We start from the raw sequence: 24,894 nt of genomic DNA on the forward strand, positions 1-24,894 counted from the left end.
GCGAACGGACAGGAACTTTACCCCGCGACTTGGTTACACGGCCCTGGCCGCAGGTCCATTGGCCATCGCTTGGGCCCCGCGAAGGGGTATAATCGCGCCCTTTTTTCCGGAGCGACGTCATGTCCCTGCCAAGCCTGCGCCTCAAAGCCAACGCCGATCGCCGCCTGCGCGCCGGCCACCTGTGGGTCTACAGCAACGAAATCGATGTAGCCGCCACCCCTCTGCACGGCTTCAAGGCAGGCGACCAGGCGGTACTGGAAGCCGCCGGCGGCAAGCCTCTGGGCGTGGTTGCCATGAGCCCGAACAACCTGATCTGCGCCCGCCTGCTGTCCCGGGACGCCAAGCTGGCCCTGGACAAGTCGCTGCTGGTGCACCGCCTGAACGTGGCCCTGTCCCTGCGCGAGCGGCTGTTCGACAAGCCGTTCTACCGCCTGGTCTACGGCGACTCCGACCTGCTGCCGGGCCTGGTGGTCGACCGTTTTGGCGACATCCTGGTGGTACAGATCGCCTCGGCGACCATGGAAACCCACAAGGACGACGTGATTGCGGCCCTGACTCAGGTGCTCAAGCCCAGCGGCATCCTGTTCAAGAACGACTCCGCCGCCCGTGACGCCGAAGGCCTGAGCCGCTACGTCGAAACCGTGTTCGGCCTGGTACCGGAGTGGGTTGCTCTGGAAGAGAACGGCGTGAAGTTCGAAGCCCCGGTGATCCAGGGCCAGAAAACCGGCTGGTTCTACGACCACCGCATGAACCGCGCCCGCCTGGCGCCTTACGCCAAGGGCAAGCGCGTGCTGGACCTGTACAGCTACATCGGCGGCTGGGGTGTGCAAGCCGCGGCGTTCGGCGCCAGTGAAGTGTTCTGCGTCGATGCCTCGGCCTTCGCCCTTGATGGCGTGGAGCGCAACGCGGCGCTGAACGGTTTCGCCGAGAAAATGACCTGCATCGAAGGCGATGTCTTCGAAGCCCTGAAAGAGCTGAAAGCCAGTGAAGAGCGCTTCGACGTGATCGTTGCCGACCCACCCGCCTTCATCAAACGCAAGAAAGACCTGAAGAACGGCGAAGGCGCCTACCGCCGCCTGAACGAGCAAGCCATGCGCCTGCTCAACAAGGACGGCATCCTGGTCAGCGCCTCATGCTCGATGCACTTGCCCGAGGACGACCTGCAGAACATCCTGCTGACCAGTGCCCGCCACCTGGACCGCAATATCCAACTGCTGGAACGCGGCGGCCAGGGCCCGGATCACCCGGTGCACCCAGCCATCCCGGAAACCCGCTACATCAAGAGCATCACCTGCCGCCTGCTGCCCAACAGCTGAGCCCGGGCCGACGGCCATTCCCGCCCTGCGCGGGAATGGCCAGCGCCACCGATTGACTTTGCAACGCCACGACTGGATTCTCGGCCCCTCTCAAGGACCGAGACGCCGCACCATGGGCCACTCCCCCGCCACCGCGAAAAAGACATCAGCGATCATCCTGCTGCTGACCATGACCCTGCTCGGGGTTTTCCCGCTGGACGTCATCCTCCCCTCCTTTCCCGCCCTGGCCGAACGCTTCCAGACCTCCAGCGTCGATATCGCGCTGTCCATCAGCCTGTTCGCCATTGGCTTGTCATTTTCCCTGTTGGTGGTCGGACCGCTGTCAGACACCCTAGGGCGAAAGAAGCTGCTACTGGCAGGCATGAGCGTGGCCATCGCCGGGGCGCTCGGTTGCATGACCGCCAGTGAGTACAGCTGGTTTCTGCTGTTTCGCGTGGTCCAGGCAGTCGGCTGTGGCTGCTTCGTGCTGTCCCAGGCACTGGTGCAGGACATGTTCGTCGGCAAGCAGCAGGAGCGCTTGCGCATCGCCATGGTCACCGCCAGCGGTCTCTTCATTTCCCTGTCACCGCTGTTAGGCACCTGGCTGCAGGCCCACCTGGGCTGGCAGGGCAGCTTCGAGGTATTTGTCGGCCTCAGCCTGTTGGTCATCCTCAAGGCCTGCTTCCTGCTGGAGAACACCCCAGGCACGGCGGCGGCACGTCAGCGGAATATCTTCACGGCCTACCGGCTGGTGTTTGCCGACCTGTCGTTCGTCGGCTACTGGCTGATCTCGGCACTGGCCTTCGCCTGCCATTTCTCGTTCATCGTCGTTTCACCGATCATTTTCATGGAGCAGTTGCAGCTCTCGCCCTACCAGTACTCGCTGGCACTGCTGCTGTATGGAGCCGCCTACGTATTGGGCGGCATCGGCGCCGGGGTGATGAACCGTTACCTGCAAGCCAGCACCCAGATCGTCACCGGCCTGGGGCTGATCGCCCTGTCCGGCCTGCTGATGCTGTTGTTGCAGCCGTTCGAGCGGTCCGTCGCCACGGTCCTGGTGCCGATGATCATCTGCACCGCCGGCACCACCATCACCCGCCCGGTGGCAACCTCGCGGGCCATGGGCATTTTTCCGCAGAACGCAGGAACCTCGGCTTCGGCGGGCAACATGATCATCTTTATCAGTGGCGGCCTGATCAGTGGCTTCATCAACCTGAGCAGCAGCAACCTGGTGACGGCGCTGGGCCTGTGCTTTCTGCTGCTGAGTGCTGCCGCCCTGGGCCTGAACAGCCTGGTCAACCGTCGTTATCAGGGCGCTTGCGTCTGAAGATCGCGCAAACGGCACAAATCCCTGAGGTACAGGACAAAGGAGAATGCCAAGGGTGGCCCGGTGAAGTAGCGCAAGGACAGGAACCCGCTCTTGAAGGGGTCCAGATGGTGTTCGTGGGTCCAGAAATCGAACAACGCCTGCACCAGCCACGCAGCGGAAAGGGCCACCAGCATCCAGGCTCCGTCACCCAACAGCCGTCGTTTAAAACCGTCACGTCCCGGCAGCCAAGTGGCGCTGAGCAGCGTCATCAGCAGCAGGAGCACCACCACGCTGTAGATCACCCCACGGGTGGAGGGCAATTCACTGCAGGCCTGCACCAGCACCGCAGCCGCGAAGGCGAGCAGCAAGGCGGCTCGCCAGGTGCGCCACTGGCGGCGTTGCCCGGCCAGCAGTTGCACGAACCCGCCGCCCGTCAGCAGCGCGGCGCCCACCACGGCCATGGCACTGCCCGGCCAGTCGCTGTAGAGCACCAGCCACATCAGCAGCAGACCCTGCAGCAGGCCAGTGCCCAGGTAGAACCTCAGGGATCGCATGTTCGCGGACATTCCAGCTCCATTGGAAGGGGATCGAGGGGCGGCGAGTCTAAACCAGGAGCGGCCAGGCTGGCAGCCTCCCTGTCAGATCCAGGCAATCGCACGCCACAGAGCGGCCACGGCATTCCTTCCTGACGCCAGCGGTGTAGAATCGGCAAATTCATCGCCAGTCATCCCCCGGCGGGTTTATGAGCTCAGGCTGAGGCGCGCGGCGATCCCGCGACGTCATCGGCAGCTTTCGGACACACGGCCATTTCTGAGTGTTCCCGAGGTCAATAGAAGCTCACTCCCCATTTGTTCCCTGATTAGCCGCCCGGAGTGCTCCATGCCTGATTACCGCTCGAAAACATCCACCCACGGCCGCAACATGGCCGGCGCCCGCGCACTGTGGCGCGCCACGGGGATGAAAGATGACGACTTCAAGAAGCCGATCATTGCCATTGCCAACTCCTTCACCCAGTTCGTCCCGGGGCACGTGCACCTGAAGGACCTGGGCCAGCTGGTCGCCCGTGAGATCGAACGCGCCGGTGGCGTGGCCAAGGAATTCAACACCATCGCCGTGGACGACGGCATCGCCATGGGCCACGACGGCATGCTGTATTCGCTGCCGAGCCGCGAGATCATCGCCGACTCCGTGGAATACATGGTCAACGCCCACTGCGCCGACGCCATCGTGTGCATTTCCAACTGCGACAAGATCACCCCCGGCATGCTGATGGCCGCCCTGCGCCTGAACATCCCGGTGATCTTCGTCTCCGGCGGCCCGATGGAAGCCGGCAAGACCAAGCTCGCCAGCCACGGCCTGGACCTGGTGGACGCCATGGTCATCGCCGCCGACTCCAGCGCTTCTGACGAGAAGGTTGCCGAGTACGAGCGCAGCGCCTGCCCGACCTGTGGTTCGTGCTCCGGCATGTTCACCGCCAACTCCATGAACTGCCTGACCGAAGCTCTGGGCCTGGCCCTGCCGGGCAACGGTTCGACCCTGGCCACCCACAGCGACCGTGAGGAACTGTTCCTGCGGGCCGGACGCACCATCGTCGAGTTGTGCCAGCGCTACTACGGCGACAACGACGAGTCGGTACTGCCGCGCAACATCGCCAACTTCAAGGCGTTCGAGAACGCCATGACCCTGGACATCGCCATGGGCGGTTCCACCAACACCATCCTGCACCTCTTGGCCGCTGCCCAGGAAGCCGAGATCGACTTCGACCTGCGGGACATCGATCGCCTGTCGCGCCACGTGCCACAGCTGTGCAAAGTGGCGCCGAACATCCAGAAGTACCACATGGAAGACGTGCACCGCGCCGGCGGTATCTTCAGCATCCTCGGCGAATTGGCCCGTGGCGGCCTGCTGCACACCGACCTGCCCACCGTACACAGCAAGACCATGGCCGAGGGCATCGCCCAGTGGGACATCACCCAGACCACGGACGAAGCCGTGCATCACTTCTTCAAGGCCGGCCCGGCGGGCATCCCGACCCAGACCGCCTTCAGCCAGTCGACCCGTTGGGACAGCCTCGACGACGACCGTGAAAACGGCTGCATCCGCAGCGTCGAACATGCCTATTCCAAGGAAGGCGGCCTGGCCGTGCTCTACGGCAACATCGCCCTGGACGGCTGCGTGGTGAAGACCGCCGGTGTCGACGAGTCGATCCACGTCTTCGAAGGTAACGCCAAGATCTTCGAAAGCCAGGACAGCGCCGTGCGCGGCATCCTCGCTGACGAAGTGAAAGCAGGCGACATCGTGATCATTCGTTACGAAGGTCCGAAAGGCGGCCCGGGCATGCAGGAAATGCTCTATCCGACGTCCTACCTGAAATCCAAGGGCCTGGGCAAAGACTGCGCGCTGCTCACCGACGGCCGCTTCTCCGGCGGCACTTCGGGCCTGTCCATCGGCCACGCCTCACCAGAAGCGGCAGCCGGCGGCGCCATTGGTCTGGTGCAGGACGGCGACAAGGTCCTGATCGACATCCCCAACCGCTCGATCAACCTGTTGGTCAGCGACGAGGAACTGGCAGCCCGCCGTGTCGAGCAGGACAAGAAAGGCTGGAAACCGGTGGAGGCACGCCCACGCAAGGTGACCACGGCACTGAAAGCCTACGCCCTGCTGGCCACCAGCGCCGACAAGGGTGCGGTGCGCAACAAGGCCATGCTCGACGGCCTCTGATCGCATTGCCCTGAAATGAAAATGCCCCGCCAAGTGCGGGGCATTTTTTTGGCCTTGCGTCGCCCTTGCGGATGCCTTCGCTGGCCAGCCAGCTCCTACAGCAGCATTCGGGGTGGTGGCGCCGCCACCGTTGAAGCCGGTGGCCGGGGGCTCAGGGCATGCGTTCGCCCAACTGCCCGCGCAGGAAGCGGTACAGGCCATCGGCACTCTTGCGATAGCCATCAGCGGTCAGGTGCACCAGGTCGTTACGCGCCAGGTCGCTGCCCTGCCATTTGCTGATCGAACAATCCCCGCCCATGAACGCCTGCCAGTCCCAGAACAGCGTGCGGCTGTTCTTCGCCACGTCCTTCTGGATCTGCACGATCTGCCGCAGCGGCTGCGGCTGCGATGCCGCACAACTCCCGGCATTGCGGCGCTTGATGGAGTCCGGCGGCCCCACCAGCAGGATCACGGTCTTGGGCAGGTTCTTGCGCAGCAGCGTGACTTTTTCCTGCAACTGACTGCGGTACAGCTGCAGATCCAGATCGTCATCGAACGCCTCGTTGGTGCCGTAGGCCAGCACCACCATGTCCGGGCGCAGGGCCTTGAGGGTTTCCAGCCAGCCGGGCTGCCACTTGTCCAGCACATCCAGGCGTGCGCCATTGATGCCCAGGGAGGAGTAGATCACCCCGGCACTCTTCTGCCCGAGGATGTTCCAGCCGCCCAGGGCCAGGCCCTGGTTGTTGGCCACGTTAAAGTCCAGCGGCAGGGTCAGGTTGTTGAACGGCGGACTGAAACGCCACTGTCCACCGGTAGCGGCCAGCATGCGACTGCTCTTGTTGAGGTTGTCCCGGGCGGTCAGGGTGTTGTTGCTGGACGCCTGGTACAGAGCGGAAATGCGGTACTGCTGGTTGCTCGGCTGGCGCTCGGCGATATGCACCCGAGCCCCCGGCGTCATCGGCAGCGACAGGTAGCCCCCCAGGGGAAACTGCGTGCTCTGCTGGTTACGCGCCGACACCAGGGACCACTGACGCTTGGCCGCCCCGAGGATCACCCGTTCATAGCGAGTGCCGGGCACCGGTGTTGCCGCCACGAAACCAATGCCGCCATCGCCGTACTGCGCTTGCAGCAGGCGTCGCACCTCACCGCTGAACAGGTCGGCAGCGGTGTGGGAATCCCCCAGTTGCACAATGTTGATGGGGGTGCGGTTGGAGGTGCTGAACTTGCGTGCCAGCAACGCCAGGTTCGGGTCGCTGCCAGTGGTCACGACCTTCTTCGCTCCGGTTCCGGACCTGGCCAGGGCCGAGGCCGGTGTGGCCTGGACCTCGGTGGTCGGGCTGCAACTGCTCAGCAAGGTGATGCCCAGCAACAGCGCAATGCCTTGCAGTCGCCCCATATCAGTGCTCCGTCAATTGTTGACTGGGAAAGTTGATCAGCGAGATCACACGCTCAGCGATCAGCTTCTGCCCAGTGGTGGTGAAATGAATACCGTCGTCGACCCGGGTCTTGACCTTCTTGCCATCGCCGGTGGTGCGGTAATAGGAAAATTCGTCGCTCTGGTAGCCAAGGATCTCGTTGGCCGAAACGAAATGCTGGTGATACTGCTCGATCTGGCTCTTGTACAGGTCGCTCAGGTAAGCCATGGCCGTAGACAGCTTGGGCTTCTCCATGTTCGGCGGGCCGACCCAGATCACTTGCACATTGTGGGCCTGGGCGGTGTCGAGGATCGAATCGATGCGCTGGCGATAGGCTTCCTCCCAGTCCGGGGTCTTGAAGCGCAGGAACGGCTTGCCCTTGACCACCGGCATGTCCCACGGATCGTTGGGCCCCAGGAAGATCACCATCAGGCGAATGTTCGGATTGCTGGCCAAGGTGCTCTCAACGGTCTTGGGCCAGTTGAAGAAGCTTGGATAGGCAAGGCCGGTGCTCTGCTTGCTGAGGTTCAGGCTCTTGACGTTGTAGCGTTTGCGCAAGGTGTTGGCCATGTGCGGCGCCACGCCCTGCATCAGGGAATCACCGACGAAGAACACCTCATCCCCAGTGGCCAGGCTGGCCATCAGCGGCGCCGCGTGCCCCTGCTCGACCTGGGGGGGATGGCTGACCACGGGAGCCACGGCCACTGGCTGCGGATGCACCGGGACCGGGGCCTGGGGAGCCACATGGACCGGGGCCGCGTGAGCGGTGCTCAGCGGCGGGTGCTCTGGCGCGGCCGCGACCTTCGGCAACGGCGCAGGCTCTTCGTCCGCGGCCGCTTCAGCCTGGGCCACCAGGCTCAGGTCGGCGGTTGCGGCAAAGCTGCCGACAAAGGCCACCCGGGCATTTTCCAGGGCCTGGTTGAGCTGCGCGCCAAAACGCCACTGCGGGTTCTGCGAAAGTCCCGGAATCTCGCAGTCATCGTGGTACTTCTGCTGGCAGTAGAGACGGATCGACTGCTGGTTGAACCACACCAGCAACAGGCTGGTCACCACCAGGGCATAGAACACCTTGGCTGCGCTGCCGAAGCTGACCGACAAGGGCGAACGGTTAGAAACTGGCATAGATGAACCCCGGCACGCCCGACGGTGAGGCGAAGATAACCACGCAGATGAACAGCCCCAACGGCACTGGATAGAACAGCCACGGCAAGCCGGTGGCCGCATCGAACAGGCGGCGCAGCAGCGCCACGATCCGTGGGTAGAAGGCGACGAACAACAGGCAGCCCAACAGGCTCAAGGCGCTGCCGGCCAGGCCGCTGAAGGACAGGCCGCCCAGGCCACTGAGCATGTCCATGGCGTCGGACAAGGTCGCGCAGCGGAAGAAGATCCAGGCAAAGGCCACGTAGTGGAAGGTCAGCAGGCGAGCCATCAGATCCGCGCCGATCCAGCTCGGCCCCCGGGCCAGCAACGGGCTGCACAGTTTGTACAGCGCCAGGCCAACGCCATGCAGCGCGCCCCAGATAATGAAGTTGGCGCTGGCGCCGTGCCACAAGCCGGAGATCAGCATCGCCAGCAGCATGTTCAGGTTGCCGCGCCACACCGGCCCCCGGTTGCCCCCCAGCGGGATATACACGTAGTCACGGATAAAGGTCGACAGGCTGATGTGCCAGCGTCCCCAGAACTCCTTGAGGTTGCGCGCCGCATAGGGGTAGTTGAAGTTCAACGGCAGGCGAAAGCCCAGCAACAGGGCGATACCGGTCACCAGATCGGTGTAGCCGCTGAAGTTGAAGTAGATCAGGAACGAATAGCCGTACACCGCCCGCAGGATCTGCTCGGCCGAGAAGGCCACCGGGCTGTCGAACACCGGGTCGACCCATTCATTGGCCAGCCAGGAGCTGAGGAAGAACAGTTTGACCACCGCCACGGCGATCAGGCCCAGGGCCCGTTGCGGCTCCAGCACCTGACGCAACTGCGGCGGGTTGATCTGTTCCAGCATGGGGATCGCCCGGTTCACGGGACCGGCAATCAGGCTGGGGAAAAACGCCAGGTACAGCGCCAGGTCAAAGGGCGAGCCCGGCGTCAGCTCGCGACGGTTGATCGACACCAGGTAGCTGACCGAGTGGAAGGCATAGAACGACAGCCCCACCGGCAACAGCACCTCCAGCAACGGTAGCGACACTTCCACACCAAACTGGGCGAAGGCGCTCTGCACCGTGCTGGTGAAGAAGTCCTGGTACTTGAACAGGTAAAAAGCCCCGAGCACCAGCAGCAACATCAGGCCATTGACCCAGCCCCGCCCGGGATAACGCTGGCTCAACAGACCGAGCAGATACACCAGGGCCGTGTAGCCCAGCAGGATGTAGAGGAAGTTCAGGCTGAAGCTGGCGAGGATCGCGTAGCTGGCGGCCAGCAGCAGGCCGTTCTGCAGACGCAGACTGAAGCCCAGGCCCCAATACAGAATGAAGAACAGGATGAAGCAGAGGCCGAATTCGATCGAGAGATAGCTCACAACGTAGTCCATTACGTGCAGACGGGGACAAACCCGGCACAGGGAGAGCAGGCAGGAGGAGTGGAAACGGGCGCGATTATGGCAGAGGGGCTTCGGCAGTCACAAGTTGAAACATTCTCCGCCTATAGCGGACGCCAGCTCCGCACCGAACGACAGACACCCCTTGTAGGAGCTGGCTTGCCAGCGAAAGCGTCCACAAGGGCGACGCCAGATCCAAGGGCCTGTTCGCCGGCAAGCCGACGCCTACGGATGAGGGCGGCTTGGCGGACCGGTTTACCGTAGGAGCTGGCTTGCCAGCGAAGGCGTCCACAAGGGCGACGCCAGATCCAAAGGACTGTTCGCCGGCAAGCCGGCTCCTACAGAGGGGCGGTGCAGCGGGCCGGGTTACTGGATGTCTTCGGGTTTGACGATGACCCAGTTCTTGTCCGCCGTCACCGGCAGGCCTTCCTTGGCCTGGGCCGCGGCGTGCTTGGCCATCATGCCGTTGAGCTGGGTCATGTACTTGTCCTTGCGGTTGATCCACAGGTGGATGCCACCCTTGGCCACGTCCACATCATGAAACAGCATGTAGCCGTCGCTGGTCGGTGTGTCGCCACCCACCAGCACCGGCTTCTTCCACTCGTCGATGTAAGTCAGGATCGCCGCGTGCTTGCCCGCCATCCAAGTGGCCGGGGTCCACAGGTAAGGCGTCAGCTCCAGACCAAGGTTGGCCTTCTCGTCGTACTTGCCGTCGGTGATCTGTTTACGCGCGGTGGTCAGGGCGCCAGTCTTGCGGTCCTTGAGCAGGGTGGTCACGCCAATCACGTTCTGCGGCTTGACGTTGTAGCCGTACTTGGGATCGGAGGCGACCATGCGCACCAGCTCTTCGGAGGCGGCGGTCATCACATAGACCTCGATGCCGTTCTCCATCAGTTTGTTGTACAGCTCGGTCTGGCCGGTGAAGACCTTGGGCGGGTTGACCTCGATGGTCTTGACCACGTCACCGTCGTAATAAGTGCTCGGCACCGGCTTGCCGGACGCCATCAGCTCGTCGACGTAGCCCTTGAGCTCCTTGAGGGTGAAGCCGGAGAACACCTGGGCCACCCAGGGGTAGCAGACCATGTCGTCGATTTCGCAAAGGCGATAGTAGTAGCTGAACAGGCTTTCCTTGTGCTCGGCGGTGTCCTTGAACGGAATCAGTTTCAGCGACGGGTCGAGGGTCTCGCGGGTGATCAGCCCCTTGTTTTCCATGTAGGGCAACAGGGACTCTTCCAGATCGTAGCGGTAACTGGTGTTGTCCATGTCGAACACCGCGAAGTTACCCTTGTTGGCGTTGGCCGCGATCATCGCGTCCAGTTGCTTGGCCTGCTCCTGCGGCCAGTGCTTCAACTCGGTGGCGAAGGCCTGGCCGGCAAGGCCCAGGCAGAGTGCAACGGCTAGAAATTTCGGCGCGAACTTCATCTGCGGTTTCTCCCTGAGTGAAAGGTTCGACGCTAACAAATCCCTGTGACAGTTCTCGTCTCTACGCGACCGCTTGCGTCCCGAGAGCGCCAACCGCATGCGCCTGAGCGTCAGCGGCTTATTCCAAAAACGACAGTTGCCATGCGATATCGTTATTAATTCAATAGATTTCAAGCTGTTAGGCTTGCCGGTTCGCAATCGCCCTGAGCCGCGATTGACACAAGTCTTATCGGAGCCCCAATGAATCTGCCGCTGATCCTCAACCTGCTGGTGTTCCTGGCCCTGCTGCTGGGCCTGGCACAAACCCGCCACACCACCTGGAGCCTGGCCAAGAAGGTCCTCCTGGCCCTGGTGCTGGGCGTGGTCTTCGGCATCGCCCTGCACAGCCTCTACGGCGCCGGCAACCCGGTGCTCAAGGCCTCCATCAGCTGGTTCGACCTGGTGGGCAATGGCTACGTGCAGTTGCTGCAGATGATCGTGATCCCCCTGGTGTTCGCCTCGATCCTCAGCGCCGTGGCCCGCCTGCACAACGCCTCGTCCCTGGGCAAGATCAGCTTCCTGACCATCGGCACCCTGCTGTTCACCACCGCCATCGCGGCGCTGGTGGGCATCGGCCTGACCAACCTGTTCGGCCTGACGGCCGAAGGGCTGGTGGCCGGCACCCAGGAAATGGCGCGCCTGCAAGTGATCCAGAGCGATTACGCGGGCAAGGTTGCCGACCTCAACGTGCCGCAGTTGCTGCTGTCGTTCATCCCACAGAACCCTTTCGCCGACCTGGCCCGGGCCAAGCCGACCTCGATCATCAGCGTGGTGATCTTCGCCGCCTTCCTCGGGGTAGCGGCGCTGCAATTGCTCAAGGATGACGCCGACAAAGGGCAGAAAGTGCTCAACGCCATCGACACCTTGCAAGCCTGGGTGATGCGTCTGGTGCGCCTGGTGATGAAACTGACCCCGTACGGCGTGCTGGCGCTGATGACCAAGGTGGTGGCCGGTTCCAACCTGCAGGACATCATCAAGCTCGGCAGTTTCGTGGTGGTGTCCTACCTCGGCCTGGGCCTGATGTTCGTGGTCCACGGCCTGCTGGTAGCCCTGGCCGGGATCAACCCGCTGCGCTTCTTCCGCAAGGTCTGGCCGGTGCTGACCTTCGCCTTCACCAGCCGCTCCAGCGCCGCGAGCATTCCCCTGAGCATCGAAGCCCAGACCCGGCGCCTGGGCATTCCCCAGTCCATTGCCAGCTTCGCCGCCTCGTTCGGCGCCACCATCGGCCAGAACGGCTGCGCCGGCCTGTACCCGGCCATGCTGGCGGTGATGGTTGCCCCCACCGTGGGCATCAACCCGCTGGACCCGCTGTGGATCGCCACCCTGGTGGCCATCGTGACCTTGAGTTCCGCGGGTGTGGCCGGCGTGGGTGGCGGCGCGACCTTCGCCGCGCTGATCGTGCTGCCGGCCATGGGCCTGCCGGTGTCGTTGGTGGCGTTGCTGATTTCCGTGGAGCCGCTGATCGACATGGGCCGCACCGCGCTGAACGTCAGCGGTTCGATGACGGCCGGCGCCATCACCAGCCAGGTGATGCAGCAAACCGACAAAGCATTGCTGGACGCCGATGAGCACGAGGAACTGGCTCAGGCTTGATTGACCTCTTCGCCGGCAAGCCCCCTCCTACGGGGGCCGACTTGCCGGCGAAGCGCTTAACGCTTCTCCCACACCTCGAAGCTGTACGCCGGCTTATCCCCTTCCGGCGGATTCGGCACATCCGACACCAACTGCCATTGGTCCAGATCGAACGCTGGAAACCAGGCATCGCCTTCCGGGCTCAATGCCACCCGCGTCAGATACAGGCGATCCGCCTGCTCCAGGCCTTGGCTATAGAGCTGCGCGCCGCCAATCAGCATCAGCTCGTCGGCCCCCTGCTCCAGAGCCCACTCCTCGGCCCGCGCTACCGCGGCCGCCAAAGACGGATAGACCTCGGCACCTTCGAGCACCAGATCGGTCTGACGACTGACCACGATGTTCAACCGCCCCGGCAAGGGCCGGCCCAGGGAATCCCAGGTTTTGCGCCCCATGATGATCGGCTTGCCCAGGGTCGTGGCCTTGAAGTATTTGAAATCCCCCGGCAGGTGCCAGGGCATGCTGTTGTCGACGCCGATCACGCGGTTTTCACCGAGGGCCGCGATCAGGCTGAGAGGGAGAGATTTTTTCATGCCGGCGAGGATACCAGAGGGCCCAAGCCTGGCAACTTCACCCGACCGCCGCTGCAGCAGTTATGCTCAGCGCACTTTTGAGCGATGGAATGACGCGTGACTGCACTGACTCCCCTGCAACGACTGTGGCTGACCGAAACCGTGCGCCTGCGCGAGGAACACGCCGGGCCACTGGACGATCAGGAAGCCAACCGCCTGGCCCGCAACCAGGGCGGCGACCTGGCGACCCGCATCCAGACCCGTGCCCTGTGGCTGGCCCAGCGCGACGGTCTGCACAGCGCGTTGCTGCACTGGCTGCAAGGCGCACGCCTGGCGTTGCTTGCCCTGGCGCTGCTGGCCGTACTCAGTGGCGCCGGCCTGGCCTTCAGCGCCCTGGGCAACACCCAGCAACCGGTCAATGTGTTCTGGGCACTGGGCAGTCTGCTGGGCCTGAACCTGATCCTGCTGCTGAGTTGGCTGATCGGCCTGCTGTTCGCCGGCGAGCACAGCGCCAGCCTGGGCCGGCTGTGGCTATGGCTGAGTGAAAAATTCTCCCGCGACGCCAAAGCCGCGCAGTTACCACCGGCCCTGTTGCTGTTGCTCCAGCGGCGCAAGCTCAATCGCTGGGCCCTGGGCGCCCTGGTCAACGGCCTGTGGTGCCTGGCCCTGTTCAGCGCCGTGGTCATGCTGCTGTTGCTGCTGACCACCCACCGCTACAGCTTTGTCTGGGAAAGCACCCTGCTGGGCGCCGATGCCTTCGTTGCCATTACCAACGCCATCAGCGCCCTGCCCCGAGGCCTGGGCCTCGGCGCGCCGAGTGTGGCAACCATCCAGGCCAGCACCCGGGATGTCTACAACACCGAGCTGGTCCGTCAGTCCTGGGCCATCTGGCTGGTGGTCCTAGTGGTGATCTACGGCGTGCTGCCGCGCCTGCTGCTGATGCTGTTCTGCCGCTGGCGCTGGAAACACGGACAGGCCCGCCTGCAACTGGACCTCAAGTTGCCGGGCTACAGCCAGTTGCGTGAACGCCTGATGCCCAGCAGCGAACGCCTTGGGGTCAATGACGCGGCCCCCGAGCAACTGCATCGAGTCGAAGCCGGCGTCAGCGCCCAGGACAGCAGCGGCGCGCTGTTGGTGGCCATCGAACTGGACCATCAGCGCTCCTGGCCACCGCAACTGCCAGACAGCATCAAGGACGCCGGCATCCTCGACAACCGAGAGTCACGCAACCGTCTGCTGGAGCAGATGAGCCGCTTTCCCCCGGCGCGCCTGGTGATTGCCTGCGACCCTCGGCGCTCGCCGGATCGCGGCAGCCTGGGGCTGATTGCCGAGCTGGCGCGCAACGCTGCGGCGACGCGAATCTGGCTGCTGCAAGCGCCTCCAGGTCAAGCGCTGGACTCGGCTCGCCTGGGCGACTGGCACGCTGCCCTGGAGCAACTTGAGCTGCCGTTCGCCGATTGCGCGCCCCTCAACTGGCTGGAGACCGGTCATGACTGAACCACGCCACCGGGCACTGAAACTGGCGGTGGTCGGCCACACCAACGTCGGCAAGACCTCATTGCTGCGTACCCTGACCCGGGACGTGGGCTTTGGCGAAGTCTCCCATCGCCCCAGCACCACGCGGCATGTGGAAGGCGCTCGCCTCTCAGTGGATGGCCAACCCCTGCTGGAGCTCTACGACACCCCGGGCCTGGAAGACGCCATCGCCCTGCTGGACTATCTGGAGCGCCTGGAACGCCCCGGCGAACGCCTGGACGGCCCGGCCCGGCTGGCACGCTTTCTCGACGGCAGCGAGGCTCGGCAACGCTTCGAGCAGGAAGCCAAGGTCCTGCGCCAACTGCTGGCCTCGGACGCCGGGCTCTATGTGATCGACGCCCGGGAACCGGTGCTGGCCAAGTACCGGGATGAGCTTGAAGTACTGAGCGGCTGTGGCAAGCCACTGCTGCCGGTGCTGAATTTCGTCAGCAGCGACGAACAGCGCGAAGGCGACTGGCGCGAAGCCCTGGCTCGCCTGGGATTGCATGCCCTGGTGCGCTTCGACAGCGTGGCGCCGCCGGAAGACGGCGAACGACGGCTGTATGAGAGCCTGTCCCTGCTGCTGGAGCATGCCCGTCCGGCACTGCAACGGCTGATCGACGACCAGCAGGCACAACGCCTGGCGCGCCAGCAAAGTGCGGCACGGCTGATTGCCGAACTGCTGGTGGACTGCGCCGCCTGCCGCCGCAGCGTGGCCAGCGACACGCAACAGGAGCAGCAGGCGATTGGCGAACTCCGTCAGGCCATCCGTCAGCGTGAGCAATGCTGTGTCGAAGCCCTGCTCAAGCTCTACGCTTTCCGCCCTCAGGACGCCTCGGCCAGTGATCTGCCGCTGTTGGACGGACGTTGGGGCGACGACCTGTTCAATCCGGAAACCCTCAAGCAGTTGGGGGTGCGTGTCGGTGGCGGGATCGCCGCGGGAGCGGCAGCCGGGGCCGGCGTGGATCTGTTGGTAGGTGGCTTGACCCTAGGCGCCGCGGCGTTGGCCGGAGCGATTGCCGGCGGCGCCCTGCAGACCGCCCGCAGCTACGGCAGTCGCCTGCTGGGCAAGCTCAAGGGCCAGCGCGAATTGACCGTGGACGACAGCGTGCTACGGCTGTTGGCGTTGCGTCAGCGGCAGTTGGTACAGGCGCTGGACCGGCGCGGGCATGCGGCCATGGACAGCATCCGTCTGGCCACGCCGGAGGATAAGAGCTGGCGCGAGGGCAAATTACCGGAAGCCCTGAGCAAGGCTCGGGCGCATCCGCAGTGGTCGTCGCTCAATCCCCATGCGCGCCTGAGCCAGGCCGAGCGTCAGGAGCAGATCGAGGCCCTGGCCGAAACCTTGCTGGTTCAGGCGTAGAGCGCCTTCGCCGGCAAGCCGGCTCCTACAGCGCTCTGTAGGAGCCGGCTTGCCCGCGAAAGGGCTCAAGCCAACACCGCCAAGGCCTTGTCCTTGAGGATCTGCAGGTCCATCACCGGCACCCACATCTCCTTGGCCTGCTCGTCCCAGTGGCGCATGCGCAAACTCACCGCACACAGCGGGTCGAGCTCGAAGGCCGCCGCCTCTGCCGCGCTCATCACCCCGCCCTGATACTCCAGGGTGCGTCGACTGGCCTCGCTCAGGCGCTGGTAATACCCCGGCTCCTTGAAGGTCAGGTAACGCTTGGCCTGGACGTGGTATTCCACCAGTTGTGCCAGACGCTCGCTGAAGCCCGCCCGACGCAGATAGTCCGCCCCCAGGCGCTCGTGACTGACCACGCCAAAACCGTGCATGTTCTCGGCATCCTGCTGACAGATATGCCCAATATCGTGGAAGAACGCCGCCAGCACCACTTCGTCGTCATAACCTTCCGCCAGAGCCAACTGCGCCGCCTGGGACATATGCTCGATCTGCGACACCGGCTCGCCGATGTAGTCGTGATCGCCAAAGCGCTCGTACAAGCCGAAAACCTCATCAATCACCTGCTGCCGACTCATCACGCTTCCTCCAGCACCCGGGCGATATTGCCCTCGGCCATGGCCGGACCGACGCTCATGCCCACCCCGGTGTGCATCAGGGCCACATGGACCCCGGGGGCGGCCTCCAGGAAGGAGAACGGTCCGGGCCCGCGAGCACCATAGACGCCCTGCCAGCGCTCCACCACCTGGACCTTGCAGCCCAAGGTCTGCTCGGCCAGCTCGATCAGCCAGTCATCCACCTGCTCGCCATTGAAAGGCGACGGATCGCTGCCGTAATCATGGGAATCGCCGATGATCACCTCTCCATAGGGGGTCGGGCTGATCAACAAGTGAATGCCGTGCTCATGCAGGTGCGGCGCTTCACGCAGGATCTGCGCCTGCACGGCGGCTGCTTCCGGCAGATCGGCAAAGGCGCCGTAATGCACGCAGCTGAGCCCGGTGAGCAACGCATGTTGCAGGTTCAGGTTGACCTGGGGCCGGGCGCGAAGCATCTGCAAGCGGCAGATCTGCGGTTGCAAGGCGGCGATCTGCTCGGCCAGCAAGGTCTGATAATCGTGCCCCGAACACAGCACGATGCGTGGCGCGTGGAAGCTGCCGGCGGTGCTGTGCAGTTGCCCCGGCGCGATGTCACGCACCAGGGTCGAAAAGTGGAACTGCACCCCCAGGTCGCGGCGCAGGTAGTCGATCAGCATCGGGATGGCTTCCCGGGAATACAACTGCTGGTCGTCCAGACCGTGCAACGCCGCCCGGTGATGGCGGAATTGACCGCCGTACAGATCATTCAGGGCTGCGCCCTGGAGCAGATCGACGCGGTAGCCGTGCTCGCGCGCGCGGCCGGCGCAGAAGGCTTCGAGCAACTGCTCCTCGGCTTCGCTGCGGGCGAACAGGTAGGAACCGTTGCGTTTGAGTGGCAGGCCCGCCAGCTGTTGCCAGTCGGCCCAGATATCGCGGCTGGCACGGGCCAGTTCCAGCATGATGCCCGGCGGTTGCCCGGTGACCAGGGCCTGGCCGAAGTTGCGCACCGAAGCCCCCAGGGGCGTGGCGCTGCGCTCGAATACCTGTACCCGCAGACCGCGCTTGGCAGCCGCGTAGGCGTGGGACAGACCAAGGATGCCGGCGCCGACGATCAGCAGATCGCTGTGATGGGTCATGAGTTGTGTCCTGGATGGGGAGCGCCTTCGCCGGCAAGCCGGCTCCTACAAACCCGGTAGAAGCGGCTGGCCGGCGAAGGCGATTGATCGGTTACTGCTTGGCGACCTTTTCCGACTTGCCGTCATAGCGCTTGCGCCATTCGGCGAGGATCTCGTCGCGGTTCTTCGAGGCCCAGGCAAAGTCGTTCTTGATCAGGCGCTGCTCGTAGTCGGCCGGCAGTTCGGTCTGCGGCTTGGCGATGCCGGGCTGGGCCAGGACAGCGAAGTTTTCCTTGTACAGCTCCATGGCTTCGGGGCTGGCGGAGAAGTCGGCGAGCTTCTTCGCCGCCTCTTCATGAGGGGTGCCCTTGATCACCGCCGTGGCTTCGATTTCCCAGCCCAGGCCTTCCTTGGGCAGGACGATGTCCAGCGGCGCGCCCTGGCGCTTGAGCTGCACGGCCGGGTACTCGAAGGAAATACCAATCGGGAACTCACCGGCGGCGGCCAGCTTGCACGGCTTGGAGCCGGAGTGGACGTACTGGCCGATGTTCTGGTGCAGGTCATCCATGTACTGCCAGCCCTGTTTCTCACCGAAGGTCTGCAGCCAGGCGCTGACATCGAGGAAGCCGGTGCCCGAGGACGCCGGGTTAGGCATGACGATCTTGCCCTTGTACTCGGGCTTGGTCAGGTCCTGCCAGCTCACCGGTTTGGTCAGGCCCTGCTTTTCGGCCTCCACGGTGTTGAAGCAGATGGTCGCGGCCCACACGTCCATGCCGACCCAGGCCGGTGGGTTGGCGGCGTCGCGATAGTTCGGGCCGATCTTGCCCAGGTCCTTGGGCGCGTAGCTTTGCAGCATGCCCTGCTGATCGAGGATCGCCAGGCTGGAAGCCGCCAGGCCCCAGACCGCGTCCGCTTGTGGCCGGGCTTTTTCCGCCAGCAGCTTGGCGGTGATGATCCCGGTGGAATCACGCACCCACTTGATCTCCACGTCCGGATTGGCCTTTTCGAAGGCTTGCTTGTAGGACTTCAATTGCTCGGCTTCGAGGGCCGTGTAGACCGTCAGTTCGGTTTTCGCAGCAAAAGCGTTCAGGCTGACAGCAGAGAGGACGGCAGCGGCAAGAGCCAGGGGCTTGAACATGGTGCGGTTCCTTAGTGAGTGCAGATCAGAGGGTGAGTGAGCAAGGCATCAGTGGCCCGGCGCGGTCTGCCGCCAGGCCTGGGAGCGGCGCAACAGCCCGCGGGAAGCCCAGGCCAGCAGCAGCGAAACGCCGGCGGAGGTGAACAGGATCAGGGTCGACATGGCCGCAGCGCCGCCGACGTTGCCGGCGTCGTCCATGTTCAGCACAGCGACGGCGGCGAGGATGGTGTCCGGGCTGTAGAGGAAGATCGCCGCCGACACCGTGGTCATGGCCGAAACGAACAGGTAACGCACGATGTCCAGCAGCGCCGGCAGGCAGATCGGCACGGTAACCCGCAGGTAGTGCCGGTACAGCGGCGCCTTGAGGGACAGCGCGGCGGCCTCGAACTCGGCATCCAACTGGCGCAGGGCGGTGGTGGCGGTCATCTGTGCGGTGGTCAGGTAGTGGGCGATGGTGCACACCACCAGCAGAGTCATGGTTCCGTAGAACACATGCAGCGGGTTGCCGTTGAGGTTGAAGAAGAACACGTAGCCCAGGCCCAGCACCAAACCGGGCACCGCCATGGGTACGAAACTGAGCATGCGCAAGGCCAGGTTAAGGCCACGCTGGCCACTGGTTTTCTCCATCAGGTAAGCCCCCGTGAAGATCACCACACTGCCGATCAGCGCGGTGCACAGGGCCATGGTCAGGCTGTTGCGGTAGGCCAGCCAACCGCCCCCTGCGGTGTCGTTGAACTGGTAGTGGTTCAGCGACAGCGACAGGTTGTACGGCCAGAATTTCACCAGGGAGGAATACACCGCCATGCCGAACACCAGCAACAAGGCCGCGCAGATCAGCAGCACGATAGCCAGGTAGCAAGCGTCGCGCAGCCGCGACGGCGCCGGTTTGAATACCTGGGCGCGGCCGCTCATGGAATCGCCATGACGGCGGCGCAACCAGGCATCGACGCCGAAACTGAACAACGCCGGCAACAGCAACACCATGCCGATCAGGGCGCCACGGCCAAACTGCTGCTGGCCCACCACCGCCTTGTAGGCCTCCAGGGCCAGGACCTGATAGTCGCCACCCACCACCACCGGCACACCGAAGTCGGTGATGGTCAGGGTGAACACCAGGCAGAACGCAGCGAACACCGCCTGCCGGGTCGCCGGCCAAGTGATGCTGCGAAAGGCCTTGGCGGGGCTGGCGCCCATGCTCGACGCCGCATCGAACAACCGCGCATCCGCCAGGGACAGGGCCGAGAGCAGGATCATCAGGGCATGGGGAAAGGTGTAGATGACCTCGCCGAGGACGATGCCCCAGAAGCCGTAGATGTTCTCGGCGAACAGACCACGCAGCATCCCCTGATTGCCGAACAGATAGACCAGGGCAATGCCCGGCAGCATCGACGGCGCCATCAACGGCAACAGCGACAGGCCACGCCACAGGCCCTTGCCGGGAATCAGCGTGCGTTGCAGGGCGTAGGCGAACAGGTAGGCCAGGGGCACCACGATGGCGGCCACGCTGAGGGAGACTTTCAGGCTGTTGCCCAGCAACCAGTGGAAGTTGGCGCTGGCCACCAATTCACGGGCCGCCAGCCAGCCACCGCCCTGTCCAGCTTCGGCACTGAAACCGCGCCAGAAGATCGCCAGCAGCGGCAACAGCACCGCTACACCCAGCAGGAGCAGGAGCAGAACCTTGCCGCCGACGACAAAAATACGGTCGCCGATCTCGGCACGAGAGGCCTGGCGCGCCCGCTTGGCAGGTAGCGGCAGGGACATTGGCACGCTCATCTTAGGCAAACACCTGGAGGCTGCGCGGCGGCAAGGCGACCCAGATGTCCTGGGCCCCCAGACGCGGCATGGCTTCCGGTGCCAGTTCAGCCAGCAGCGCATGCCCCGGCAGTTGGTTGAGTTCGAAGCTCATGCGGCAGCGGTTACCGAGGAAAGTGATCTCGCGGACCTTGGCCGGAAACAGGTTTTCCTCATGCACCAGCGGGTTCACGCTGATGGCCTCCGGACGGCAGAACAGCCGGCCCGAGGCGGTCTTGGCCGAGCCGTCGGCCAGGCGCACATTCATTCCGCCGACCTGGGCATGGCTGTCGCTGTTGCGGCTGAAGGGCAGCCAGTTGCCCTGGCCAACGAACTCGGCTACGAAGGGCGTGGCCGGACGATCGTAGATTTCCTGGGGCGTGGCGTACTGTTCAACCTTGCCGTTGTTCATGACAGCGATGCGGTCGGCCATCAACATGGCCTCGTCCTGATTGTGGGTGACCATCAAGGTGGTGATCCCCAGGCGCCGTTGCAGCTGACGCAGCTCGGTGCACAAGTGCTCGCGAACCCGGGCGTCCAGGGCCGACATCGGCTCGTCCAACAGCAGCAGCGACGGTGACGGCGCCAGGGCACGGGCCAGGGCGACGCGCTGCTGCTGGCCGCCGGACAACTGGCCGGGGTATTTCTTCTCGCTGCCGGTCAGCCCTACCAGTTCCAGCATTTGCGCCACACGCTTGCGCACTTCCTCACGGCCGCTACCGGCCAGGCCGTAGGCGATGTTGGCTTCTACCGTGAGATTGGGAAACAGCGCGTAAGACTGGAACAGGATGCCGTAGTCCCGGGCTTGCGGCGCCAGCAGCGAAACGTCCCGATCCCCCAGGTACAACTCGCCCTGGTCCTGGCGCTCCAGGCCGGCGATGCAACGCAGCAGCGTGGTCTTGCCACAGCCGGACGGGCCCAGCAGGCACACCAGCTCGCCGGCTGCGACATCCAGGGACACGTTGTCCAGGGCGGTGAAGGCGCCAAAGCGCTTCTGGACGCCTCGCACCTTCATCGGCGCGCCGGGGTTGCTCAGGGCAGTTGCAGTGGAGTGGTTCATGGACGGACCTCATCTAGCAGATGAGGCAAATCCTAGAGTTGTAATGCGTCGGTCATATGGCAGTAAGGCAAAAACGACCGATAGTGGTATTCAGGGATTTGGGTTCACTTGTCAGGCATGTGCTGGCTGATCTGACCGATGCAGGTCTTTCAGGCGGGAGCCATTTCCTGCGCCAATCCGAGAAACGCCGCCGGCAGGCGCGCGTTCTTGCGCTCCTTGAGGCAGTACAGGTACTCGACGATCTGCGGTGCATGCTCGATGGTCAGCACCCGCAGTTGCGGATCGTGGGGCACTTCCTGACGGGCAATGATGCTGATGCCGATATTGCGCAGCACCGCCTCGCGGATCGATTCGCGACTGCCGATCTCCAGCAGCGGGCCAAAGCTGACGTTGGCGTCCTTGAGCAAGGTTTCGGTGAGGCTGCGGGTGGTGGAGCCGGGTTCGCGCATCAACAGGGTATGCCCGGCCAGGGCATTGAGCGGCACGTGATCCAGCGCCGCCAGAGAGTGGTTGCGGTGCACCGCCAGCACCAGCGGATCGCTGCCCAATACCCGGCGGATCAGCCGCGCATCCTCCAGCAGTTGCGAGGAGGCCGCCACATCCACCCGGTAGTCTTCCAGGGCTTCGAGGACTTGCTGGGAGTTGCCGATTTCCACCGACACTTCGACCTGGGGCAGTCGCTCGCGGAAGGTCTTCACCAGATCGAGGATGTAGTACGGCGCGGTGGCGGCGATGCGCAATGTGCCCTGCACCTGGCCGCTGTTGCGCAGGAAGAACTCGATATCAGCCTCCTGCTGCAACAGGTCCTTGACCATGGGCAGCAGACGCGCGCCCTCATCGCTGAGGCTCAGGCGACGACCGCCGCGGTAGAACAGTTCCACCGAATACTGGCTTTCCAGGTTGCGGATCTGCGTGGTCACCGTCGGCTGACTGAGGCCAAGCTTCTTCGCCGCCTGGGTGATGCTGCCCAGGCGGGCGACCATGTAAAAAGCCTTCAGCTCGGCACTCAGCACAGGGTTCTCTCATTGCTTATTTGCGCAGTAGGCGCAGACCGTTGAACACCACCAGCAGGCTGACGCCCATGTCGGCGAACACCGCCATCCACATGGTGGCGAGTCCGGCAAAGGTTACCCCAAGAAAGATCGCCTTGATGACCAGGGCCAGGGCGATATTTTGCTTGAGCACCACCGAGGTCTGGCGCGACAGGCGGATAAACGCCGGAATCTTGCGCAGATCATCGTCCATCAGGGCTACATCCGCGGTCTCGATGGCGGTATCGGTGCCCGCCGCGGCCATGGCGAAACCTATCTCGGCCCGAGCCAGGGCCGGGGCGTCGTTGATGCCGTCGCCGACCATGCCCACCCGATGTCCCTGGGCGTACAACGCCTCGATGGCTTGCAGCTTGTCGGTGGGCAAAAGGTCGCCCCGGGCCTGATCGATGCCCACCTGGGCCGCAATGGCCTGGGCGGTGTGGGGGTTGTCGCCGGTGAGCATCAGGGTCTTGATCCCCAGCTCATGCAACTGCTGGATGGCTTCGCGACTGGACTCCTTGACCGTGTCCGCCACGGCGAACAGTGCCAGGGGGCCATTGCTGTCCAGCAACAGGACCACGGTCTTGCCCTGCTTCTCCAGGGCGAAGAGTTTTTCTTCCAGGGCCGGAGAACACAGGCCCAGCTCCTCCACCAGGCGGTGATTTCCCAGGTGATACAGCTGGCCGTTGATTTCGCCGCGCACTCCGCGCCCGGTCAGGGCTTCGAAGTTATCCACAGCGTGCAGCGCCAGCTGCTTATCCACAGCCGCCTGGGCAATGGCCAGGGACACCGGGTGGTCGGAACGTCCCGCCAGGCTCGCGGCCAGGGCCGGGGCAGTGTCCTGCGCCAACGGGTCCAGGGGCAGGAAGTCGGTCTGTACCGGCTTGCCGTGGGTGATGGTGCCGGTCTTATCCAGGGCCAGGTAGTCGAGCTTGTAGCCACCCTCCAGATAGACCCCACCCTTGACCAGGATGCCCTTGCGCGCCGCTGCCGCCAGGCCGCTGACGATGCTCACCGGGGTGGAGATCACCAGGGCACACGGACAGGCCACCACCAGCAGCACCAGGGCGCGGTAGATCCAGTCGAACCAGACGCCGCCCATCAACAGTGGCGGAATCAGCGCCACGGCCAGGGCGAAGGCGAATACCGCCGGGGTGTAGATTTTCGAGAAGGTATCGACGAAGCGCTGGGTCGGCGCCCGAGCGCCCTGGGCCTGCTCCACGGCGTGGATGATCCGCGCCAGGGTCGAGTTGTTGGCCGCGGCGGTGACGCGATATTCCAGGGAGCCGGCCTGGTTGATGGTGCCGGCAAACACCTTGTCGCCCACGGTCTTTTCCACCGGCAGGCTTTCACCGGTGATTGGCGCCTGGTCGATGGTGGAACTGCCGGACACGACCTCGCCGTCCAGACCGATGCGCTCTCCCGGGCGGACTCGCACTCGGGCGCCCAGTTCGACGCTTTTAGCTTCCAGTTCGCTCCAACTGCCATCCGCCTGCTGCACCGTGACCTGTTCAGGGGTCATCTGCATCAGGCCGCTGATGGCGTTGCGCGCCCGGTCCAGGGAGCGGGCCTCGATCAGCTCGGCCACGGTGAACAGGAACATCACCATCGCCGCTTCCGGCCATTGGCCGATCAGCACGGCGCCGGTCACGGCGATGCTCATCAGGGCATTGATGTTGAGGTTGCGGTTCTTCAGGGCGATCCAGCCCTTCTTGTAGGTGCCCAGGCCGCCGCTGAGGATCGACACCAGGGCCACCAACGCCACGACCCAGTCGGGTGCGGCATTGGTGAAGTGAATGACTTCGGCGGCCAGCGCGCCGATACCGGACAGGGCCAGCGGCCACCAGGCTTTCTTCACCGGCGCTGCGGCAGGTGCGACTTCGGCGCCGTCCTGCTCCAGAGGCTCGGCGTGCATGCCCAGGGATTTGACCGCCGCAATGATCGGCGCGGTGCTCGGCAGGTCGTGGGTCACCCCCAGCACACGGTTCATCAGGTTGAACTCCAGCGCCTGAACCCCGGCCAGCTTGCCCAGCTTGTTCTGGATCAGGGTCTGCTCGGTGGGGCAATCCATGGCTTCGATACGGAAGCTGCTCAGACGCGCACCGGCAGTCGGGGTTTCGCTCAGGGTGACCTTGGACAGCACCGGGCCGGCGGAGCCGCAGCAGGAGCTGCCATGGGCGGCGTGGTCGTGAGCCTTGACCGGCTGCAGCTTGCCCGCAGAGACAGGGGCATGGGAGTGGCCATGGCTATGATCGTGATCGTGATCGTGATCGTGATCGTGATCGTGATCGTGATCAGCATGGACGTGCTGGGCGTCGGGCTTGCGCGGGTTGTGAATGGAGTCGCTCATAGGGGGTTGCGTCCGAATAAAGGTGCTTGTTGCCAAGTGAACACCCTGTAGCCACTATAGGGTCAAGCA

General features: G+C 64.1%; 19 protein-coding genes. 6 read left to right on the plus strand and 13 right to left on the minus strand.

From position 1 onward, the window contains the following. Positions 1–119: 119 nt before the first annotated feature. Together ACSSVC_RS01870 and ACSSVC_RS01875 are read left to right on the plus strand one after the other, a co-directional pair. On the plus strand, positions 120–1,316 hold the full coding sequence (locus ACSSVC_RS01870; protein ID WP_346633259.1) for a class I SAM-dependent rRNA methyltransferase: 1,197 nt from the start codon (positions 120–122) through the stop codon (positions 1,314–1,316). A 112-nt stretch (positions 1,317–1,428) separates the two neighbouring features. After that, positions 1,429–2,622 (plus strand): MFS transporter, encoded by a 1,194-nt coding sequence (locus ACSSVC_RS01875; protein ID WP_346633260.1) that lies wholly within the window; start codon positions 1,429–1,431, stop codon positions 2,620–2,622. On the opposite strand, the gene ACSSVC_RS01880 is transcribed toward ACSSVC_RS01875, so the two are convergent. Next, positions 2,604–3,170, minus strand: coding sequence for a hypothetical protein (locus ACSSVC_RS01880; RefSeq protein ID WP_346633261.1), 567 nt, complete (start codon positions 3,168–3,170; stop codon positions 2,604–2,606). The genes ACSSVC_RS01875 and ACSSVC_RS01880 overlap by 19 nt on opposite strands. 313 nt (positions 3,171–3,483) lie before the next feature. Here ACSSVC_RS01880 and ilvD point away from each other — a divergent pair, with 313 nt between their 5' ends. Then, positions 3,484–5,325: a dihydroxy-acid dehydratase gene (ilvD, locus tag ACSSVC_RS01885; protein WP_346633262.1), complete on the plus strand. Its 1,842-nt coding sequence runs from the start codon at positions 3,484–3,486 to the stop codon at positions 5,323–5,325. 151 nt (positions 5,326–5,476) lie between these two features. On the opposite strand, the gene ACSSVC_RS01890 is transcribed toward ilvD, so the two are convergent. The 4 genes from ACSSVC_RS01890 to ACSSVC_RS01905 form a co-directional block, all read right to left on the minus strand. Then, a complete protein-coding gene (locus tag ACSSVC_RS01890; RefSeq protein ID WP_346633263.1) occupies positions 5,477–6,700 on the minus strand; it encodes an SGNH/GDSL hydrolase family protein in 1,224 nt (407 codons plus the stop codon). 1 nt (position 6,701) lies between these two features. Then, entirely contained in the window at positions 6,702–7,841 is a 1,140-nt protein-coding gene (locus ACSSVC_RS01895; RefSeq protein ID WP_346633264.1) for an SGNH/GDSL hydrolase family protein, read from the minus strand. Further along, positions 7,828–9,228 carry an MBOAT family O-acyltransferase gene (locus ACSSVC_RS01900; RefSeq protein WP_446439371.1) on the minus strand — a complete coding sequence of 467 codons (1,401 nt, stop codon included), beginning with the start codon at positions 9,226–9,228 and terminating at the stop codon, positions 7,828–7,830. The genes ACSSVC_RS01895 and ACSSVC_RS01900 overlap by 14 nt, the downstream gene beginning before the upstream one ends. Positions 9,229–9,612: 384 nt before the next feature. Further along, positions 9,613–10,668 carry an HAD family hydrolase gene (locus ACSSVC_RS01905; protein WP_402892729.1) on the minus strand — a complete coding sequence of 352 codons (1,056 nt, stop codon included), beginning with the start codon at positions 10,666–10,668 and terminating at the stop codon, positions 9,613–9,615. Between the two features lie 240 nt (positions 10,669–10,908). Here ACSSVC_RS01905 and ACSSVC_RS01910 point away from each other — a divergent pair, with 240 nt between their 5' ends. Continuing rightward, on the plus strand, positions 10,909–12,300 hold the full coding sequence (locus tag ACSSVC_RS01910; protein ID WP_404937854.1) for an L-cystine transporter: 1,392 nt from the start codon (positions 10,909–10,911) through the stop codon (positions 12,298–12,300). Between the two features lie 56 nt (positions 12,301–12,356). Here the strand turns inward: ACSSVC_RS01910 and ACSSVC_RS01915 are convergent, their stop codons facing one another. Further along, entirely contained in the window at positions 12,357–12,869 is a 513-nt protein-coding gene (locus tag ACSSVC_RS01915) for a dihydrofolate reductase (RefSeq protein ID WP_346633268.1), read from the minus strand. A gap of 96 nt (positions 12,870–12,965) precedes the next feature. On the opposite strand from ACSSVC_RS01915, the gene ACSSVC_RS01920 reads away from it, so the two are divergent. Both ACSSVC_RS01920 and ACSSVC_RS01925 read left to right on the plus strand, forming a co-directional pair. Further along, positions 12,966–14,345: a DUF2868 domain-containing protein gene (locus ACSSVC_RS01920; RefSeq protein WP_346633269.1), complete on the plus strand. Its 1,380-nt coding sequence runs from the start codon at positions 12,966–12,968 to the stop codon at positions 14,343–14,345. Further along, positions 14,338–15,726 (plus strand): GTPase/DUF3482 domain-containing protein, encoded by a 1,389-nt coding sequence (locus tag ACSSVC_RS01925; RefSeq protein ID WP_492611942.1) that lies wholly within the window; start codon positions 14,338–14,340, stop codon positions 15,724–15,726. The genes ACSSVC_RS01920 and ACSSVC_RS01925 overlap by 8 nt, the downstream gene beginning before the upstream one ends. A gap of 65 nt (positions 15,727–15,791) precedes the next feature. Here the strand turns inward: ACSSVC_RS01925 and ACSSVC_RS01930 are convergent, their stop codons facing one another. From ACSSVC_RS01930 to ACSSVC_RS01960, 7 genes are all read right to left on the minus strand, one after another. Continuing rightward, complete coding sequence (locus tag ACSSVC_RS01930) at positions 15,792–16,343, minus strand: phosphonate degradation HD-domain oxygenase (protein ID WP_492611943.1); 552 nt, start codon at positions 16,341–16,343, stop codon at positions 15,792–15,794. Next, complete coding sequence (locus ACSSVC_RS01935) at positions 16,343–17,476, minus strand: TIGR03364 family FAD-dependent oxidoreductase (RefSeq protein ID WP_446439373.1); 1,134 nt, start codon at positions 17,474–17,476, stop codon at positions 16,343–16,345. Before ACSSVC_RS01935 ends, ACSSVC_RS01930 begins: the two co-directional genes overlap by 1 nt. Positions 17,477–17,567: 91 nt before the next feature. Beyond that, complete coding sequence (locus tag ACSSVC_RS01940) at positions 17,568–18,593, minus strand: putative 2-aminoethylphosphonate ABC transporter substrate-binding protein (RefSeq protein WP_402892742.1); 1,026 nt, start codon at positions 18,591–18,593, stop codon at positions 17,568–17,570. 48 nt (positions 18,594–18,641) lie between these two features. After that, positions 18,642–20,366: a putative 2-aminoethylphosphonate ABC transporter permease subunit gene (locus ACSSVC_RS01945; RefSeq protein WP_404937857.1), complete on the minus strand. Its 1,725-nt coding sequence runs from the start codon at positions 20,364–20,366 to the stop codon at positions 18,642–18,644. 1 nt (position 20,367) lies between these two features. Further along, complete coding sequence (locus tag ACSSVC_RS01950) at positions 20,368–21,444, minus strand: putative 2-aminoethylphosphonate ABC transporter ATP-binding protein (protein ID WP_346633275.1); 1,077 nt, start codon at positions 21,442–21,444, stop codon at positions 20,368–20,370. Between the two features lie 149 nt (positions 21,445–21,593). Beyond that, positions 21,594–22,457: a LysR family transcriptional regulator gene (locus ACSSVC_RS01955; RefSeq protein ID WP_492611944.1), complete on the minus strand. Its 864-nt coding sequence runs from the start codon at positions 22,455–22,457 to the stop codon at positions 21,594–21,596. Between the two features lie 16 nt (positions 22,458–22,473). Further along, a complete protein-coding gene (locus ACSSVC_RS01960; RefSeq protein ID WP_492611945.1) occupies positions 22,474–24,825 on the minus strand; it encodes a heavy metal translocating P-type ATPase in 2,352 nt (783 codons plus the stop codon). Positions 24,826–24,894: the final 69 nt, after the last annotated feature.

Source organism: Pseudomonas sp. E1BtOHC1 (assembly GCF_058744285.1).

Coding starts and splice junctions, on each gene's coding strand:
- ACSSVC_RS01870 (WP_346633259.1), top strand. CDS start 120: ATGTCCCTGCCAAGCCTGCGCCTCAAAGCCAACGCCGATCGCCGCCTG.
- ACSSVC_RS01875 (WP_346633260.1), top strand. CDS start 1,429: ATGGGCCACTCCCCCGCCACCGCGAAAAAGACATCAGCGATCATCCTG.
- ACSSVC_RS01880 (WP_346633261.1), bottom strand. CDS start 3,170: ATGTCCGCGAACATGCGATCCCTGAGGTTCTACCTGGGCACTGGCCTG.
- ilvD (WP_346633262.1), top strand. CDS start 3,484: ATGCCTGATTACCGCTCGAAAACATCCACCCACGGCCGCAACATGGCC.
- ACSSVC_RS01890 (WP_346633263.1), bottom strand. CDS start 6,700: ATGGGGCGACTGCAAGGCATTGCGCTGTTGCTGGGCATCACCTTGCTG.
- ACSSVC_RS01895 (WP_346633264.1), bottom strand. CDS start 7,841: ATGCCAGTTTCTAACCGTTCGCCCTTGTCGGTCAGCTTCGGCAGCGCA.
- ACSSVC_RS01905 (WP_402892729.1), bottom strand. CDS start 10,668: ATGAAGTTCGCGCCGAAATTTCTAGCCGTTGCACTCTGCCTGGGCCTT.
- ACSSVC_RS01910 (WP_404937854.1), top strand. CDS start 10,909: ATGAATCTGCCGCTGATCCTCAACCTGCTGGTGTTCCTGGCCCTGCTG.
- ACSSVC_RS01915 (WP_346633268.1), bottom strand. CDS start 12,869: ATGAAAAAATCTCTCCCTCTCAGCCTGATCGCGGCCCTCGGTGAAAAC.
- ACSSVC_RS01925 (WP_492611942.1), top strand. CDS start 14,338: ATGACTGAACCACGCCACCGGGCACTGAAACTGGCGGTGGTCGGCCAC.
- ACSSVC_RS01930 (WP_492611943.1), bottom strand. CDS start 16,343: ATGAGTCGGCAGCAGGTGATTGATGAGGTTTTCGGCTTGTACGAGCGC.
- ACSSVC_RS01935 (WP_446439373.1), bottom strand. CDS start 17,476: ATGACCCATCACAGCGATCTGCTGATCGTCGGCGCCGGCATCCTTGGT.
- ACSSVC_RS01940 (WP_402892742.1), bottom strand. CDS start 18,593: ATGTTCAAGCCCCTGGCTCTTGCCGCTGCCGTCCTCTCTGCTGTCAGC.
- ACSSVC_RS01945 (WP_404937857.1), bottom strand. CDS start 20,366: ATGAGCGTGCCAATGTCCCTGCCGCTACCTGCCAAGCGGGCGCGCCAG.
- ACSSVC_RS01950 (WP_346633275.1), bottom strand. CDS start 21,444: ATGAACCACTCCACTGCAACTGCCCTGAGCAACCCCGGCGCGCCGATG.
- ACSSVC_RS01960 (WP_492611945.1), bottom strand. CDS start 24,825: ATGAGCGACTCCATTCACAACCCGCGCAAGCCCGACGCCCAGCACGTC.